Origin of the sequence: uncultured Campylobacter sp. (genome assembly GCF_937997465.1) — a bacterium.
GTDB lineage: Bacteria > Campylobacterota > Campylobacteria > Campylobacterales > Campylobacteraceae > Campylobacter_A.
This window is the reverse complement of record NZ_CALKTQ010000006.1, coordinates 1-13,914: the sequence shown is the minus strand read 5'-3', so window position 1 is coordinate 13,914 and position 13,914 is coordinate 1. Positions and strand designations below refer to the sequence as shown.

The 13,914-nt window shown below is 43.4% G+C and carries 28 protein-coding genes; all 28 read left to right on the top strand.

From position 1 onward, the window contains the following. Positions 1 to 177 precede the first annotated feature (177 nt). On the top strand, positions 178 to 489 hold the full coding sequence (gene rpsJ / locus Q0546_RS00275) for a 30S ribosomal protein S10 (protein ID WP_002947121.1): 312 nt from the start codon (positions 178 to 180) through the stop codon (positions 487 to 489). A 14-nt stretch (positions 490 to 503) separates the two neighbouring features. Further along, positions 504 to 1,082 carry a 50S ribosomal protein L3 gene (rplC, locus tag Q0546_RS00270; RefSeq protein WP_002947120.1) on the top strand — a complete coding sequence of 193 codons (579 nt, stop codon included), beginning with the start codon at positions 504 to 506 and terminating at the stop codon, positions 1,080 to 1,082. Beyond that, positions 1,079 to 1,693: a 50S ribosomal protein L4 gene (gene rplD / locus Q0546_RS00265; RefSeq protein WP_122867136.1), complete on the top strand. Its 615-nt coding sequence runs from the start codon at positions 1,079 to 1,081 to the stop codon at positions 1,691 to 1,693. Before rplC ends, rplD begins: the two co-directional genes overlap by 4 nt. 1 nt (position 1,694) lies before the next feature. After that, on the top strand, positions 1,695 to 1,976 hold the full coding sequence (locus Q0546_RS00260) for a 50S ribosomal protein L23 (RefSeq protein ID WP_297969087.1): 282 nt from the start codon (positions 1,695 to 1,697) through the stop codon (positions 1,974 to 1,976). A 1-nt stretch (position 1,977) separates the two neighbouring features. Continuing rightward, the gene (gene rplB / locus Q0546_RS00255; protein ID WP_002947117.1) at positions 1,978 to 2,808 is read left to right on the top strand and encodes a 50S ribosomal protein L2; all 831 of its coding nucleotides are present in this window, start codon (positions 1,978 to 1,980) and stop codon (positions 2,806 to 2,808) included. 2 nt (positions 2,809 to 2,810) lie between these two features. After that, positions 2,811 to 3,092, top strand: coding sequence for a 30S ribosomal protein S19 (rpsS, locus tag Q0546_RS00250; protein WP_298789481.1), 282 nt, complete (start codon positions 2,811 to 2,813; stop codon positions 3,090 to 3,092). Between the two features lie 9 nt (positions 3,093 to 3,101). After that, on the top strand, positions 3,102 to 3,434 hold the full coding sequence (gene rplV / locus Q0546_RS00245; protein WP_002947114.1) for a 50S ribosomal protein L22: 333 nt from the start codon (positions 3,102 to 3,104) through the stop codon (positions 3,432 to 3,434). Position 3,435: 1 nt separating this feature from the next. Continuing rightward, the gene (gene rpsC, locus Q0546_RS00240) at positions 3,436 to 4,137 is read left to right on the top strand and encodes a 30S ribosomal protein S3 (protein ID WP_009494829.1); all 702 of its coding nucleotides are present in this window, start codon (positions 3,436 to 3,438) and stop codon (positions 4,135 to 4,137) included. Between the two features lie 2 nt (positions 4,138 to 4,139). Continuing rightward, the gene (rplP, locus tag Q0546_RS00235) at positions 4,140 to 4,565 is read left to right on the top strand and encodes a 50S ribosomal protein L16 (protein ID WP_002947109.1); all 426 of its coding nucleotides are present in this window, start codon (positions 4,140 to 4,142) and stop codon (positions 4,563 to 4,565) included. Then, the gene (rpmC, locus tag Q0546_RS00230; protein ID WP_002953667.1) at positions 4,552 to 4,737 is read left to right on the top strand and encodes a 50S ribosomal protein L29; all 186 of its coding nucleotides are present in this window, start codon (positions 4,552 to 4,554) and stop codon (positions 4,735 to 4,737) included. The genes rplP and rpmC overlap by 14 nt, the downstream gene beginning before the upstream one ends. 10 nt (positions 4,738 to 4,747) lie before the next feature. Next, positions 4,748 to 4,999 (top strand): 30S ribosomal protein S17, encoded by a 252-nt coding sequence (rpsQ, locus tag Q0546_RS00225; RefSeq protein ID WP_009494830.1) that lies wholly within the window; start codon positions 4,748 to 4,750, stop codon positions 4,997 to 4,999. Next, positions 4,999 to 5,367, top strand: coding sequence for a 50S ribosomal protein L14 (gene rplN / locus Q0546_RS00220; RefSeq protein WP_002947105.1), 369 nt, complete (start codon positions 4,999 to 5,001; stop codon positions 5,365 to 5,367). The genes rpsQ and rplN overlap by 1 nt, the downstream gene beginning before the upstream one ends. Further along, positions 5,367 to 5,603, top strand: a complete 237-nt coding sequence (rplX, locus tag Q0546_RS00215; RefSeq protein WP_002943173.1) for a 50S ribosomal protein L24 — start codon at positions 5,367 to 5,369, stop codon at positions 5,601 to 5,603. Before rplN ends, rplX begins: the two co-directional genes overlap by 1 nt. Positions 5,604 to 5,605: 2 nt before the next feature. Next, on the top strand, positions 5,606 to 6,151 hold the full coding sequence (rplE, locus tag Q0546_RS00210; RefSeq protein WP_002947103.1) for a 50S ribosomal protein L5: 546 nt from the start codon (positions 5,606 to 5,608) through the stop codon (positions 6,149 to 6,151). 1 nt (position 6,152) lies between these two features. After that, positions 6,153 to 6,338 carry a type Z 30S ribosomal protein S14 gene (locus tag Q0546_RS00205; RefSeq protein ID WP_002941532.1) on the top strand — a complete coding sequence of 62 codons (186 nt, stop codon included), beginning with the start codon at positions 6,153 to 6,155 and terminating at the stop codon, positions 6,336 to 6,338. 9 nt (positions 6,339 to 6,347) lie between these two features. Next, positions 6,348 to 6,743: a 30S ribosomal protein S8 gene (gene rpsH, locus Q0546_RS00200; protein ID WP_002943159.1), complete on the top strand. Its 396-nt coding sequence runs from the start codon at positions 6,348 to 6,350 to the stop codon at positions 6,741 to 6,743. 572 nt (positions 6,744 to 7,315) lie between these two features. Continuing rightward, the gene (rplF, locus tag Q0546_RS00195; protein WP_002943347.1) at positions 7,316 to 7,852 is read left to right on the top strand and encodes a 50S ribosomal protein L6; all 537 of its coding nucleotides are present in this window, start codon (positions 7,316 to 7,318) and stop codon (positions 7,850 to 7,852) included. Positions 7,853 to 7,862: 10 nt separating this feature from the next. Then, positions 7,863 to 8,219, top strand: coding sequence for a 50S ribosomal protein L18 (rplR, locus tag Q0546_RS00190; protein ID WP_124851303.1), 357 nt, complete (start codon positions 7,863 to 7,865; stop codon positions 8,217 to 8,219). Positions 8,220 to 8,230: 11 nt separating this feature from the next. Continuing rightward, positions 8,231 to 8,674, top strand: a complete 444-nt coding sequence (gene rpsE / locus Q0546_RS00185) for a 30S ribosomal protein S5 (RefSeq protein WP_002943402.1) — start codon at positions 8,231 to 8,233, stop codon at positions 8,672 to 8,674. Positions 8,675 to 8,683: 9 nt separating this feature from the next. Next, positions 8,684 to 9,085, top strand: a complete 402-nt coding sequence (rplO, locus tag Q0546_RS00180) for a 50S ribosomal protein L15 (protein WP_002947096.1) — start codon at positions 8,684 to 8,686, stop codon at positions 9,083 to 9,085. Beyond that, positions 9,085 to 10,347, top strand: coding sequence for a preprotein translocase subunit SecY (secY, locus tag Q0546_RS00175; RefSeq protein ID WP_298789476.1), 1,263 nt, complete (start codon positions 9,085 to 9,087; stop codon positions 10,345 to 10,347). Before rplO ends, secY begins: the two co-directional genes overlap by 1 nt. Beyond that, positions 10,347 to 11,105: a type I methionyl aminopeptidase gene (gene map, locus Q0546_RS00170; protein WP_298789474.1), complete on the top strand. Its 759-nt coding sequence runs from the start codon at positions 10,347 to 10,349 to the stop codon at positions 11,103 to 11,105. Before secY ends, map begins: the two co-directional genes overlap by 1 nt. 125 nt (positions 11,106 to 11,230) lie before the next feature. Beyond that, complete coding sequence (gene infA, locus Q0546_RS00165) at positions 11,231 to 11,449, top strand: translation initiation factor IF-1 (protein WP_002943098.1); 219 nt, start codon at positions 11,231 to 11,233, stop codon at positions 11,447 to 11,449. A gap of 156 nt (positions 11,450 to 11,605) precedes the next feature. Next, positions 11,606 to 11,719, top strand: coding sequence for a 50S ribosomal protein L36 (rpmJ, locus tag Q0546_RS00160; RefSeq protein WP_002947091.1), 114 nt, complete (start codon positions 11,606 to 11,608; stop codon positions 11,717 to 11,719). A gap of 3 nt (positions 11,720 to 11,722) precedes the next feature. Next, the gene (rpsM, locus tag Q0546_RS00155; RefSeq protein ID WP_002943382.1) at positions 11,723 to 12,091 is read left to right on the top strand and encodes a 30S ribosomal protein S13; all 369 of its coding nucleotides are present in this window, start codon (positions 11,723 to 11,725) and stop codon (positions 12,089 to 12,091) included. Positions 12,092 to 12,100: 9 nt separating this feature from the next. Then, positions 12,101 to 12,493: a 30S ribosomal protein S11 gene (gene rpsK / locus Q0546_RS00150; protein WP_002947090.1), complete on the top strand. Its 393-nt coding sequence runs from the start codon at positions 12,101 to 12,103 to the stop codon at positions 12,491 to 12,493. A 22-nt stretch (positions 12,494 to 12,515) separates the two neighbouring features. Beyond that, positions 12,516 to 13,142, top strand: coding sequence for a 30S ribosomal protein S4 (gene rpsD / locus Q0546_RS00145; RefSeq protein WP_122873091.1), 627 nt, complete (start codon positions 12,516 to 12,518; stop codon positions 13,140 to 13,142). Between the two features lie 14 nt (positions 13,143 to 13,156). After that, positions 13,157 to 13,914 (top strand): DNA-directed RNA polymerase subunit alpha (locus Q0546_RS00140; RefSeq protein WP_298789467.1); only part of this gene is annotated, 758 nt, incomplete at its 3' end.

Here is a 13,914-nt window from a genome sequence, read left to right as displayed (position 1 = left end):
TCAAATTTTCATCCAAATTTACAAAAACTTCCTTATAAAAAGGAAATAATTTTATTAAATTTCACCAAATTTGCTCAAAATATTGACATTAAAAAGCCATTTGGATAAAATCCGAGTCTCTTACACAAGTAAGAAGTGTCGTATGTTTGCGACAAGTTCTATTCAAAGGAAAGAAACATGGAAAGAATCAGGCTTAAGCTTAAAGCTTATGACCATAGAGTTCTCGACCGCACAGTTGCAGCCATAGTAGAAGCTGTCAAACGAACGGGCGCCGACGTCAGAGGTCCGGTGCCGATGCCTACGAAGATCAAACGCTACACGGTCTTAAAATCACCACACATCAACAAAGACTCACGCGAGCAGTTTGAAATGAGAATTCACGCTAGAATGCTAGATATCGTAGCGGCTACGCCCGATACCGTCGACTCGCTAACAAAGCTTGACTTAGCCCCTGAGGTTAACGTCGAAGTCCGCGCGATGGGTAAATAAAGGCGAGGTGAAAGATGGAATATATCGTAGAAAAAATAGGCATGAGCAGAACGGTTAATAACCCGAGCATCCCTGTTACGCTTCTAAAGGTCGTAAACGCTAAAGTTTGCGAAGTGAGCGAATGCGGCTGCGCCATAGTAGCTTATGCTAAAGGTAAAGCAAAAAATAAAGCCATAGAGGGTCAGCAAAAAAAATATAGCCTAACGGCGGAATTTAATAAATTCGCAACCCTACAAGTCGCCAATAAAGAGGCGGGCGATCTTGATATTAGTCCGCTTAGCTCGGCTAAAATTTTAAAAGTTAGCTTCAGCTCAAAAGGTAAAGGCTATCAAGGCGTCGTAAAAAGACACGGGTTTGCGGGCGGTCCAAAAAGCCACGGTTCTCGCTTCCACAAAAGACACGGCTCTATCGGTAACCGCGAGTGGCCGGGACGCGTTCAGCCTGGTATGAAGATGGCCGGACACACCGGAAACGAAAAAGTTACCGTTAAAAACGAGATCGTAAGCTTTGACGCCGAAAACGGAATTTTGGTTTTAAAAGGCAGCGTCGCTGGCTATAACGGTGCAATGGGCAGAATAAGGATAGTAAAATGAGTAAAGTTTGCGTATTAAACGAAAAATTTGAAAAAGCTAGCGAGCTTGATCTACCGGCTAATTACGCTGAGATCAACCCGCACAACCTATATCTTTACGTTAAGTCTTATTTGTCCGGTATGCGTTCAAATTCGGCTCACACCAAAACCAGAGCTTTCGTAAGCGGCGGCGGTAAAAAACCGTGGAGACAAAAAGGTCGCGGCGGCGCTAGAGCGGGCTCAACCAGAACTAACGTCTGGGTAGGCGGCGCAGTGGCGTTTGGTCCGAGCAACGAGCGAAACTACTTCCAAAAGGTCAATAAAAAGCAAAAAAGATTGGCGCTTGAGTTCGCGCTAAACGAAAAAGCTAACGCGGGTAAAATTTTCGCGGTAGATAGCATAGAGATCGCAAGCGGCAAGACTAAAGACGCGGCTAAAATAATCAGCGCGTTAAATTTGAGAGACGCTTTGGTCGTAAAAGATCTGCTTGACGACAACACGCTATTGGCGTTTAGAAATCTATCAAACTGCTATCTAATCGATGCGAGCGAGATAAACGCTTACTTAGTGGCGACTTACGGTGCCGTCGTTATCGAGAAGGCCGCACTTGAAACTATAATAAAAGAGGGCTGAAATGGCAGATATAACTGATATCAAAACGATTTTATATACGGAAAAAACTCTCGGTCTTCAAGAGCAAGGCGTGGTCGTTATACAAACTTCGCCTAAGATGACTAAAAATAGGCTGAAAGAAATTTTGAAAGAATATTTTGGGGTAACGCCGCTTCGCGTAAATTCGCTTAGAATCGACGGAAAAGTTAAGCGTTTCAAAGGAAGAGAAGGTCAACGAAGTGAGATAAAGAAATTTTACGTTAAGTTGCCTGAAGGCTCAAGCCTAGAAAACACGGAGGCGTAAGATGGCGATAAAAACCTATAAACCTTATACACCTAGTCGCAGATTTATGACGGGCCTATCGAGCGAGGATATCACTGCTAAACCTAGCGTGAGAAGCCTGCTTGTAAAGATCCCTGTAAGCGGCGGTAGAAATAGCAATGGTAGAATAACTTCTAGACATAAAGAAGGCGGAGCGAAGAAACTTTATAGAATCATTGACTTTAAACGCCGCAAATTCGGTATCGAAGGTAAAGTCGAAGCTATCGAGTACGATCCGAACAGAAACTGTCGCATCGCGCTTATCGCTTATAAAGACGGCGAAAAACGCTACATCATCAGACCAAACGGACTAAACGTTGGCGATATCGTAGCAGCAGCCGAGGCAGGTCTAGACATAAAACCTGGCAACGCGATGAAACTAAGAAACATCCCTGTTGGTACTATCGTACACAACGTGGAGCTAAAACCTGGCAAGGGTGCTCAGATGGCTCGTTCAGCCGGCGGTTACGCTCAGCTAATGGGTAAAGAGGAAAAATACGTAATGCTTCGCTTGCCAAGCGGCGAGATGAGACAAGTGCTCGCAGAGTGCATGGCTAGTATCGGCGTAGTAGGTAACGAAGACTGGGCGAACGTAACTATCGGTAAAGCCGGACGTAATCGCCACAGAGGCATCCGTCCTCAAACTCGCGGTTCTGCGATGAACCCGGTAGATCACCCGCACGGCGGTGGTGAGGGCAAGAAAAACTCAGGTCGTCATCCTGTTACTCCATGGGGTAAACCAACTAAAGGTGCTAAGACTCGCCGCAAGAAGGCTAGCGATAAGCTTATAATTTCAAGAAGGAAAGGTAAATAGAGATGGCAAGATCACTCAAAAAAGGACCTTTTGTCGATGAGCATGTAATGAAAAAAGTCGTTACCGCTAAAAAAACGGGCGACAACAAGCCGATAAAAACATGGTCTAGACGCAGCACGATAGTGCCTGAAATGATAGGCCTAACGTTTAACGTTCATAACGGCAAGAGCTTCATTCCAGTATACGTTACGGAAAACCACATCGGATATAAACTAGGCGAATTTGCTCCTACGCGCACATTTAAGGGTCACAAAGGCTCAGTGCAAAAGAAAATCGGTAAGTAAGGGGATAAGATGAGCAAATCAATTATTAAATTCGTAAGACTATCTCCGACTAAAGCCAGACTAATCGCAAGAGAAGTACAAGGCATGAACGCCGAATTTGCACTAGCTAGCCTTAGCTTTATGCCAAACCGCGGCGCCAAATTTATCGCTACGGCTATCAGCTCGGCTGTAGCTAACGGCGGATTTGAGCCTGAAGAGGTTATCGTGACAAGCTGCCGCGTGGATGCGGGCCCAGTATTAAAAAGATTTAGACCGCGAGCGAGAGGAAGCGCAAGCAGAATCCGCAAACCGACTTCTCATATCTTAGTAGAAGTATCTAAACCTGAAAAGAAGGAAGCGTAATATGGGTCAGAAAGTAAATCCGATAGGTCTAAGACTAGGAATAAACCGCAACTGGGAGTCAAGATGGTTTCCTGCTAAAGGAACTTTGGCTGAAAATATCGGCGAAGACTACAAAATTCGCGCTTTCTTGAAAAAGAAACTTTACTACGCGGGCGTTTCTCAAATTTTGATCGAGAGAACCGCTAAGAAAATCCGCGTAACCGTCGTAGCAGCTCGCCCTGGTATTATCATCGGCAAAAAGGGCTCTGACGTAGAGAAGCTTAAAGAGGATATCCAAAAGCTAATCAACAAAGAAGTAAACGTAAATATCAAAGAAGAAAGAAAAGCTCAAGCTTCGGCTCAACTAGCTGCAGAAAACGTAGCTATGCAGCTTGAAAAACGCGTTGCATTTAGACGTGCGATGAAAAAAGTTATCCAAGGCGCTCAAAAATCAGGCGCTAAAGGTATCAAAATTTCAGTTGCTGGACGTCTTGGCGGCGCGGAAATCGCTAGAACAGAGTGGTACTTAGAGGGTCGCGTTCCGCTTCACACTCTAAGAGCTAAGATCGATTACGGCGTTGCTGAAGCGCATACGACTTATGGAAACATAGGTATAAAAGTGTGGATATTTAAAGGCGAGGTTCTTCAAAAAGGCGTTCAACCTGAAAAGAACGAAGAAGAAAAAGCCGATAAAAAACCGCGCAGAGCAAGAAGAGGTAAATAATCATGTTGATGCCAAAACGAACTAAATTTCGCAAACAGATGAAAGGCAGAAACCGCGGTAAAGCTACTCGCGGCGCCGATCTTGCTATGGGTGAGATCGGAATCAAAGCCGTAGAAGCAGGCCGCGTAAATTCGCGCCAGATCGAAGCGGCTCGTGTGGCTCTAACCCGCCACGTAAAACGCCAAGCTAAAACTTGGATCAGAGTTTTCCCGGATAAGCCGCTAACCAAAAAGCCTCTACAAACTCGTATGGGTAAAGGTAAAGCCGGAGTCGAAGAGTGGGTTATGAATATAAAACCAGGTCGTATAATAGTCGAAATGGCGGGCGTAGATGAGGAATTAGCGCGTGAAGCTCTAACTCTAGCCATCCACAAACTTCCGTTTAAGACTAAAATCGTAACGCGAGAGAGTGAAAATGAAATATACTGATATTAAAGACAAAAGCGTTGCAGAACTTAACGCGTTATTGAAAGAGAAAAAGGTGCTTTTATTTACTTTAAGACAAAAGCTAAAAACTATGCAGCTAAGCAACCCTAACGAGATTAGCGCCGTCCGCAAGGAAATAGCGCAAATCAATACTGCAATTAGCGCTTCAAAGTAAGGGGTGAGAAATGGCATTAAAAAGAGAAATTCAAGGTGTTGTTTTACAAAAGGCCGGCGATAAGACGGCTACGATTTTGGTTGAGAGACGCGTTATGCACCCAAGATACCACAAATTCGTAAAACGCTTTAAAAAATATATGATTCACGACGAAAAGAACGAAACAAAAGCGGGTGATACGGTTGTAGCTATCGAATGCAGACCGCTAAGCGCGAGAAAATCTTTCCGCTTAAAGACTATTTTAGCGACGGGGGTTGAGTAATGATACAATCTTTTACGAGGCTTACGGTTGCTGACAATAGCGGCGCGAAAGAGCTAATGTGCATTAAAGTTTTGGGCGGCAGCAAGAGAAGATACGCGACGCTTGGCGACGTTATCATCTGCTCGGTCAAAAAGGCGCTTCCAAATGGTAAGATCAAAAAAGGTCAAGTGGTAAAAGCGGTCGTCGTTAGAACTAAAAAAGAGGTTCAAAGAGATAACGGCTCACTAATCCGCTTCGACGAAAACGCAGCCGTCATCCTAGATAACAAACGCGAGCCTATCGGTACTCGTATCTTTGGACCGGTCGGCCGTGAGGTTAGATATGCTAACTTTATGAAAATCGTTTCGCTTGCTCCGGAGGTGTTATAATGGCTAATGTTAAATTTAAAGTAAAAAAAGGCGATACCGTTAAGATCATCGCAGGCGACGACAAAGGTAAAACAGGTAAAATTTTATCCGTCCTAGCCAAAAAAGGACAAGTCATCGTCGAGGGCTGCAAGGTGGCTAAAAAAGCTATAAAACCTAGCGAAAAGACCCCAAACGGCGGCTTTATCAATAAAGAGATGCCTATTGATATCTCAAACGTTGCAAAAGTTGAGGGCTGAAAATGAATAGATTAAAAGCTAAATATAACGAGGTCGTAAAGCCTGCTTTGGCTAAAGAATTCGACATCAAAAATCCTATGCTAATCCCTGCGATCGAAAAGATCGTGATAAGCGTAGGCGCTGGTGAATCGGCTAAAGATCAAAAGCAACTTCAAAACATCGCCGATACTATTTCGCTAATCGCCGGACAAAAAGCCGTAGTTACCGACGCTAAAAAATCGGTTGCTGGCTTTAAAGTGCGCGAGGGTTTTCCTGTAGGCGTAAAAGTAACGCTTAGAAAAGAGAATATGTTTGCGTTTTTAGACAAATTAATCTCTATCGCGCTACCGAGAGTTAAGGACTTTAGAGGCCTTCCAAAAGACGGTTTTGATGGACGCGGAAACTACAACTTCGGTCTTAACGAGCAGCTAATGTTCCCAGAGGTCGAGTACGATAAGATTTTACGCACTCACGGTATGAATATAGTTATAGTCACGACGACAAACAGCGACAAAGAGGCATTCAAATTGCTTGAGCTATTTGGTTTGCCGTTTGCGAAAGGAAAGTAATATGGCGAAAAAATCAATGATAGCAAAGGCTGCCAGAAAGCCTAAATTTGCGGTTCGCGGCTATACGAGATGCCAAATTTGCGGACGTCCGCATTCGGTTTATAAAGATTTTGGAATTTGCCGCGTATGCCTAAGAAAAATGGCTAACGAGGGACTAATCCCAGGTCTAAAAAAAGCAAGCTGGTAAGGAAGAGAAATGTTAAACGACTTAATTTCAGACGGACTAACTCGCATTAGAAACGCCGCAATGAGAAGACTTGAAACTACAAAGCTTCTTCATTCAAACGTCGTCGAGGCTACTTTATCTATCCTTGCGGCTAAAGGCTATATCGAGAGCTACAACGTCGTAGAAGAAGATAAAAAGAAATTTATAAACGTAGTTTTGAAATATGACGAGCACGGTAGAAGCGTGATTAACGAGCTTAAGCGCGTATCAAGCCCGGGTCGCCGCGTTTATAAGGGAAAAGACGAGATCAAGAGATTTAAAAACGGCTACGGAACGATCATCGTTAGCACCAGCAAAGGCGTTTTAAGCAATGAAGACGCTCACAAAGCTGGCGTAGGCGGCGAAATCCTCTGCTCTGTGTGGTAATGGACAACAACGATGCGGGGCATCGTTGTTGCATCCTTGAAAATGTAATCTAATTCGGTAGGCTTGTTGTGTTTGCTACGGGGTAGCGTTTTAGATTACCTTAAAAAGAAGCTTGAAGCGGTGAGCTTGCTGGATTTACAGCAGAGCATCGTTTTTGAATCTTTGAAGCGTAGTCTGATTCGGTAGTCTTGTCGTATTTACGACGAGGTGGCGTTTCGGATTGCCTTAAAATGAAATTTGACTAGGCATCTTTTTGTAGTTTATAAAATTTACGAAAAATTTTCGCCGTCAAATTTCTAAAATTTAAAATCGGAAGTTTAAATTTAAAAAGCTTCCCAAATTTAGCTCGACTTGCCAATTTATCCAAATTTGCCAAAGCTAAATTTAAAAACGACGATGTCAAATTTGACGGCAAATTTTAGGAAGTAGATCCAAAAAAAGTAAGTCAAATTTGACGAGAAAATTAAAGTGTTTGAGGCGGTTTTTATCGCTTCGATTCATTTCTATTTTTATGGTATTGCGGTATCCATTCGTAAAAGTAGACATACCCTAGACAAGTAAAAAGGAAAAAAATGTCACGTATAGGAAAACAGCCGATAGCTATTCCAAGTGGAGTAGAAGTCAGCGTAGAAGGCAATGTCCTTAAATTTAAAAAAGGCGCTCATTTAAAGGAGCTTGACACAAAAGGGCACGTAGACGTTAAAGTTGAGGATGCTCACATAGTATTTTCTCCAAAGAGCGACGAGAGACAAGATAGAGCCTACTGGGGCACCTATAGAGCGCTTGCAAACAATATCGTCATCGGCATTACAAAAGGTTTTGTTCGCCAGCTTGAGATCAACGGCGTCGGTTACAAAGCCGCAGCTAAAGGCCAGGTACTTGAGCTTACTTTAGGATTTTCTCACCCGATAAATCACGAAGTGCCAAAAGGCGTTGAAATCAGCGTAGAGAAAAACATCATAACTATCAAAGGCGACGATAAGCAAGTGGTAGGCCAGATCGCAGCTCAAGTCAGAGCGTACAGACCGCCTGAACCGTATAAGGGCAAAGGCGTTAAATACGTAGAAGAGCGCATCATCCGCAAAGCCGGTAAGACATCTAAGAAGTAAGGGATAGATAATGACAGCAAATGTATTAAAAAGAAAACTCGCTCTTAGAATCAAGAGAAAAAGAAGAATCAGAGCCAAAATTTCCGGCACTGCGGTATTGCCTAGAATTTCTATCTTCAAATCAAACAGAACTCTTTACGTCCAAGCTATCGACGACGTAGCAGCCGTAACTCTAGCGGCAGCCGACGGCAGAAAACTAGGCGTAAAAGCAAACAAAGAAGGCGCCGTAACTTTGGCTAAAGAATTTGCAAAAACTCTAAAAGCTAAAAAAATAGAAACGGCATTATTCGACAGAAACGGCTATTTGTATCACGGAGTCGTAGCGGCTTTTGCAGACGCATTACGTGAAAACGGTATCAAACTATAAGGAAAATCGCTATGGAAAAATATAACAGAGAAGAATTCGAAGAAGTAATGGTTGATATCGGCCGCGTTACAAAGGTCGTAAAGGGCGGTCGTAGATTTAGATTTACGGCTCTTGTCGTAGTAGGAAACAGAAACGGCCTAGTAGGCTTTGGCTTCGGTAAAGCGAAAGAGGTGCCGGACGCTATGAGAAAAGCCGTAGACGACGCGTTTAAAAATATCATCGAGGTAAAAAGAAAAGGCTCGACTATACCTCACGACGTAGAAGTTAAATTTAACGCTAGCCGCGTTTTACTTCGCCCTGCCAGCGAAGGTACGGGCGTGATCGCGGGCGGTAGTGCTCGTCCTATTCTAGAGCTTGCGGGCATCAAGGACATCCTAACAAAATCGCTTGGCTCAAACAATTCGGCAAACGTTGTTCGCGCTACTTTAAAAGCGCTAAGTATGCTTAAAGGCTAAGGAGAAGATATGGGACTAGAAAATTTAAAACCTGCCGAGGGCTCGACTAGACAAATCAAAAGACTAGGTCGCGGTCAAGGTAGCGGTCAAGGTAAAACAGCGGGCAAAGGACACAAAGGTCAAAGAGCTAGAAAAGGCTACAATGAAAAAAGAGGCTTCGAGGGCGGTCAGCAACCGCTTCAAAGACGCCTTCCAAAGGTAGGCTTCGCTTCTAAATTTGAGAAACCTTACGTAATCAACGTAGAAAAAATCGTTGCGGTAAAAGAGCTAAGTGAGATCACTATCGCTACTATCGCTACCGTACATAAAATTTCAAGCAGCGTCAAGAAAATCAAATTGATCGGAGTGAGCGCAAAAGATTTGGCTTCGAAAATCAAAGACGAGAACGTAACCGTTAGCGGACGTGCGTAATGAATAAGACATTGACCAACAAGATTTTAATCACGTTGGCATTTTTATTTGCTTACAGGATACTGGCATACGTGCCGGTTCCTGGCGTAAACGTCAATGTTATTAAAGAGTTTTTCGATTCGAATTCCGCAAACGCGCTGGGGTTATTTAATATGTTCAGCGGTAAGGCTGCAGAGCGCCTCAGCATCATCTCTCTAGGCATTATGCCATACATCACAGCATCGATTATTATGGAGCTTTTAGCGGCTACTTTCCCAAATTTGGGCAAGATGAAAAAAGACCGCGACGGCATGCAAAAGTATATGCAGATCATCCGTTACGCTACTATTATTATTACCCTTGTTCAAGCAGTGGGCGTTAGTATGGGGCTTCAGAGCCTTCACGGTAGAGGCGGAGAGGACGCGATAATGATAGATATGAATTTATTTATCGCGATTGCGGCAGCTTCGATGTTAACTGGAACTATGCTTTTGATGTGGATAGGCGAGCAGATCACTCAGCGCGGTATCGGCAACGGTATCAGCCTTATTATCTTCGCGGGTATCGTTAGCGGCATACCTTCAGCTATCGGCGGAACGGTAAATTTGGTAAATACGGGCGAGATGAACTTCCTTGTAGTTATCGTAATTTTGCTTGTTATCTTGGTCACGGTAGGCATAGTTATCTACGTCGAGATGGGCGAGAGACGCGTGCCGGTGAGCTATTCGCGTAAGGTAGTGATGGAAAATCAAAACAAACGCATTATGAACTATATACCTATTAAGGTAAATTTAAGCGGCGTTATTCCTCCGATTTTCGCCAGTGCGATTTTGATGTTCCCAAGCACTATTTTGCAGGCCAGTACAAATCCTTACATCCAAGCTATTCACGATTTTTTAAATCCAAATAGCTATTTTTTCAACTTTTTAACGTTCTTACTGGTCGTATTTTTTGCATATTTTTACGCTTCGATCGCGTTTAACGCAAAAGATATCAGCGAAAATTTAAAAAGACAGGGCGGATTTATTCCAGGCATTAGACCAGGCGAGGGCACTGCGGGCTATCTAAACGAAGTGGCATCAAGACTAACTTTTAGCGGCGCGATTTACCTCGGACTTATCTCGACGCTTCCTTGGGTGCTCGTTAAAATTATGGGCGTTCCGTTTTATTTCGGCGGCACGTCTGTGCTGATCGTAGTTTCTGTTGCGCTTGATACGATGCGAAGGATAGAAGCTCAAATTTATATGAACAAATATCAAACTCTAAGTGCGGTAGGCTTGTAATGGCTATAACCATTATGCAACCAAACGACATAGAGAAAATGCGAGCGGCGAATAAAATCGTCGCTCAAACCCTCGACTACGTGAAAAGCGTGATCAAGCCCGGTATCTCACTGCTCGAAATAGATAAAATTTGCGACGACATGATAAGGGCTGCGGGCGCAAAGCCAGCGTTTAAGGGGCTTTATGGCTTTCCAAACGCAGCTTGCATAAGCGTAAACGAAGTAGTCATCCATGGTATCCCGAATGAATACAAACTACAAGAAGGCGACATCGTAAGCGTCGATATCGGTTCAAATTTAAACGGATATTTCGGCGACTCGGCGAGGACTTGGGGTGTGGGTCAAATTTCTCGCGAGGACGAAAAACTGATCGCTTGCGCTAAAGACGCGTTATACTTTGCGATAGATACCGTAAAAGCGGGAATGCACTTTAAAGAGCTTAGTTTTGAAATCGAGAAATTTATAAGAGCTCGCGGATTCGTTCCGTTAACTGGATTTTGCGGTCACGGCATCGGTAGACGCCCGCACGAAGATCCGCAAATTTTAAATTATTTAGAAGGCGGGAGCCCAAAATCCGGACCAAAAATCAAAAACGGAATGGTATTTTGCGTGGAGCCGATGATCTGCCAAAAAGACGGTACTCCGGTGATCGGTCCTGACAAATGGAAAGTAACCAGTAAAGACGGACTAAGAACCAGCCACTACGAGCACTGCATGGCAGTCGTGAACGGACGTGCGGAGATTTTAAGCCTAGCGTAAAATTTTAAAATTTACAAGTTGTTTGTGCGACTTGTAAATTTTAAAATTTTAATTTGTGGTGAGTTAAAATTTTAATTTCAAACTTCCGTCAAACGGCGAAAGTAAATTTAGCAAAAAGGAGTTAAGTGGCTAAAGACGACGTCATAGAGATCGACGGAAACGTCATCGAGGCGCTGCCAAACGCGACGTTTAAGGTCGAGCTCGACAACAAACATGTGATTTTGTGTCATATTGCGGGCAAGATGAGGATGCATTATATAAAAATAATGCCTGGAGACCGCGTAAAGGTGGAACTAACGCCTTACAGTCTGGATAAGGGTAGGATAATTTACCGACATAAGTAAATTAAAAGCTAAATTTGGCTATACTCAGCCCTTTGCGACAAATTGCTGTATGAAGAATTGTTTTCAAAGCCCACCACTTGTTTTGAAAATAGTTGGTTTAAAATTTCGTTAAACCTGATGCAGCCTAAAAGTGGAATAAATTTTTAGGAGACTAGAATGAAAGTTCGTCCTTCTGTAAAGAAGATGTGTGACAAGTGCAAAATTGTCAAGCGCCAAGGCGTAGTTCGCATAATCTGCGAAAATCCAAAACATAAACAAAGACAAGGATAAAGCATGGCACGTATCGCAGGTGTGGATTTACCAAAGAAAAAGAGAATCGAATACGGTTTGACCTATATTTACGGTATCGGTCTTCACAAATCTCGTCAAATTTTGGATGCTACCAAAATTTCTTACGATAAAAGAGTAAACGATCTAACCGAAGACGAAGCTGCGGCTATCCGCAAAGAGATCCAAGAGAACCACGTAGTGGAAGGCGACCTTAGAAAAAGCGTCGCTATGGATATCAAGGCTCTTATGGACTTAGGAAGCTACCGCGGTCTAAGACACAGAAAAGGTCTTCCGGTGCGCGGTCAAAAGACTAAAACAAACGCTAGAACTAGAAAAGGCAAGCGCAAAACAGTCGGCGCTGCGACTAAATAAGGATAAGCGATGGCAAAAAGAAAAGTAGTTAAAAAGAAAATTGTAAGAAAAAGTATCGCTAAAGGTATCGTTTATATAAGCGCGACTTTTAACAATACGATGGTAACGGTTACCGATGAGATGGGAAATGCTATCGCTTGGAGTAGTGCTGGCGGACTAGGCTTTAAAGGAAGTAAAAAATCAACTCCTTATGCAGCCCAACAAGCAGTCGAAGACGCTCTAACTAAAGCAAAAGAGCACGGTATAAAAGAAGTAGGCATCAAAGTACAAGGTCCTGGCAGCGGCAGAGAGACCGCAGTCAAGAGCGTAGGCGCGGTAGAGGGCATAAAAGTAACGTTTTTAAAAGATATAACTCCGCTTCCGCATAATGGTTGCAGACCGCCAAAACGCCGCCGCGTATAATTAGAAATTTAGGAGAATTATTATGGCTAGATATAGAGGACCCGTTGAAAAATTAGAAAGACGTCTTGGTGTGTCTCTTGCGTTAAAAGGCGAAAGAAGACTTGCCGGTAAAAGCGCTTTAGAAAAAAGAAATTATGCACCAGGACAACACGGACAAAGAAGAAGCAAGATAAGCGAATACGGCTTGCAGCTTCGCGAAAAACAAAAAGCTAAATTTATGTACGGCATTAGCGAGAAGCAATTCCGCCGCCTATTCCAAGAGGCCGCTCGCCGCGAAGGAAATACCGGTGCGCTTTTGGTGCAGCTTTTAGAGCAAAGACTAGATAACGTAGTTTACAGAATGGGCTTTGCAACTACTCGTCGCTTCGCTCGCCAACTAGTTACTCACGGACATATTTTAGTAAACGGCAAGAGAGTGGATATCCCGTCTTATAGAGTTCAAGCGGGCGCTAAAGTAGAGGTTATCGAAAAATCTAAAAACAATCCGCAAATCGTTCGCGCGATCGATCTTACGGCGCAAACCGGCATCGTAGCATGGGTTGACGTCGAAAAAGATAAAAAATTCGGAATTTTCACAAGAACTCCGGAAAGGGAAGAAGTCGTCATTCCTGTCGAGGAAAGATTCATAGTAGAGCTTTATTCGAAATAATAAGGGGTATAACGATGAGAAAAATTACCACATCAGCTTATATGCCTACCGAAATTTCAGTAGAGAGTATAAGCGAGAATGTCGCCAGAGTAACCGCGTATCCGTTTGAGACGGGCTATGCTGTTACTTTGGCTCATCCGCTAAGACGACTTTTATATAGCAGTACGGTTGGATTTGCGGCTACGGGCGTCAAGATAGAAGGCGTATCTCATGAATTTGATTCGATGAGAGGTATGCTCGAGGACGTAGCGCAGTTTATTATAAATTTAAAAAACATCCGTTTTAAGCTAAAAAACGAGTCTGAGCGCGAAGTGGTTGAGTATTCGTTTAAAGGTCCAAAAGAGATAAAAGCCGGCGATCTAAAAAACGATGTTGTAGATGTCGTAAATCCAGACGCTTATCTTGCGACCATAAACGAGGATGCAGAGCTTAAATTTTCCGTAATCATTCAAAAAGGTATCGGATACGTCCCAAGTGAAGAAATAAGAGACAATACCGAAGAAGGTTACATAGCTCTCGACGCTTTCTTTACGCCCGTTAAAAAAGCTGTTTATGAGCTGGAAAATGTCCTGGTTGAGGATAACCCTGACTACGAGAAGATTATTTTCACGGTTACGACGGACGGACAAGTGGGCGCGATTGAGGCGTTTAAACACGCGATCGAGGCGATGTATCAGCAGATGTCGGTGTTTAAAGGTGTTTTAAATATCGACGTTTCTGCAGGCTTAAACGCTCAAACTTCAGGCAGCGAGCATGCGAAGCTACTTCAAAG

Bases quoted from the DNA above. Each gene is read 5' to 3' on its own strand.
- rpsJ (WP_002947121.1), top strand. From the start codon at position 178: ATGGAAAGAATCAGGCTTAAGCTTAAAGCTTATGACCATAGAGTTCTC.
- rplC (WP_002947120.1), top strand. From the start codon at position 504: ATGGAATATATCGTAGAAAAAATAGGCATGAGCAGAACGGTTAATAAC.
- rplD (WP_122867136.1), top strand. From the start codon at position 1,079: ATGAGTAAAGTTTGCGTATTAAACGAAAAATTTGAAAAAGCTAGCGAG.
- Q0546_RS00260 (WP_297969087.1), top strand. From the start codon at position 1,695: ATGGCAGATATAACTGATATCAAAACGATTTTATATACGGAAAAAACT.
- rplB (WP_002947117.1), top strand. From the start codon at position 1,978: ATGGCGATAAAAACCTATAAACCTTATACACCTAGTCGCAGATTTATG.
- rpsS (WP_298789481.1), top strand. From the start codon at position 2,811: ATGGCAAGATCACTCAAAAAAGGACCTTTTGTCGATGAGCATGTAATG.
- rplV (WP_002947114.1), top strand. From the start codon at position 3,102: ATGAGCAAATCAATTATTAAATTCGTAAGACTATCTCCGACTAAAGCC.
- rpsC (WP_009494829.1), top strand. From the start codon at position 3,436: ATGGGTCAGAAAGTAAATCCGATAGGTCTAAGACTAGGAATAAACCGC.
- rplP (WP_002947109.1), top strand. From the start codon at position 4,140: ATGTTGATGCCAAAACGAACTAAATTTCGCAAACAGATGAAAGGCAGA.
- rpmC (WP_002953667.1), top strand. From the start codon at position 4,552: ATGAAATATACTGATATTAAAGACAAAAGCGTTGCAGAACTTAACGCG.
- rpsQ (WP_009494830.1), top strand. From the start codon at position 4,748: ATGGCATTAAAAAGAGAAATTCAAGGTGTTGTTTTACAAAAGGCCGGC.
- rplN (WP_002947105.1), top strand. From the start codon at position 4,999: ATGATACAATCTTTTACGAGGCTTACGGTTGCTGACAATAGCGGCGCG.
- rplX (WP_002943173.1), top strand. From the start codon at position 5,367: ATGGCTAATGTTAAATTTAAAGTAAAAAAAGGCGATACCGTTAAGATC.
- rplE (WP_002947103.1), top strand. From the start codon at position 5,606: ATGAATAGATTAAAAGCTAAATATAACGAGGTCGTAAAGCCTGCTTTG.
- Q0546_RS00205 (WP_002941532.1), top strand. From the start codon at position 6,153: ATGGCGAAAAAATCAATGATAGCAAAGGCTGCCAGAAAGCCTAAATTT.
- rpsH (WP_002943159.1), top strand. From the start codon at position 6,348: ATGTTAAACGACTTAATTTCAGACGGACTAACTCGCATTAGAAACGCC.
- rplF (WP_002943347.1), top strand. From the start codon at position 7,316: ATGTCACGTATAGGAAAACAGCCGATAGCTATTCCAAGTGGAGTAGAA.
- rplR (WP_124851303.1), top strand. From the start codon at position 7,863: ATGACAGCAAATGTATTAAAAAGAAAACTCGCTCTTAGAATCAAGAGA.
- rpsE (WP_002943402.1), top strand. From the start codon at position 8,231: ATGGAAAAATATAACAGAGAAGAATTCGAAGAAGTAATGGTTGATATC.
- rplO (WP_002947096.1), top strand. From the start codon at position 8,684: ATGGGACTAGAAAATTTAAAACCTGCCGAGGGCTCGACTAGACAAATC.
- secY (WP_298789476.1), top strand. From the start codon at position 9,085: ATGAATAAGACATTGACCAACAAGATTTTAATCACGTTGGCATTTTTA.
- map (WP_298789474.1), top strand. From the start codon at position 10,347: ATGGCTATAACCATTATGCAACCAAACGACATAGAGAAAATGCGAGCG.
- rpmJ (WP_002947091.1), top strand. From the start codon at position 11,606: ATGAAAGTTCGTCCTTCTGTAAAGAAGATGTGTGACAAGTGCAAAATT.
- rpsM (WP_002943382.1), top strand. From the start codon at position 11,723: ATGGCACGTATCGCAGGTGTGGATTTACCAAAGAAAAAGAGAATCGAA.
- rpsK (WP_002947090.1), top strand. From the start codon at position 12,101: ATGGCAAAAAGAAAAGTAGTTAAAAAGAAAATTGTAAGAAAAAGTATC.
- rpsD (WP_122873091.1), top strand. From the start codon at position 12,516: ATGGCTAGATATAGAGGACCCGTTGAAAAATTAGAAAGACGTCTTGGT.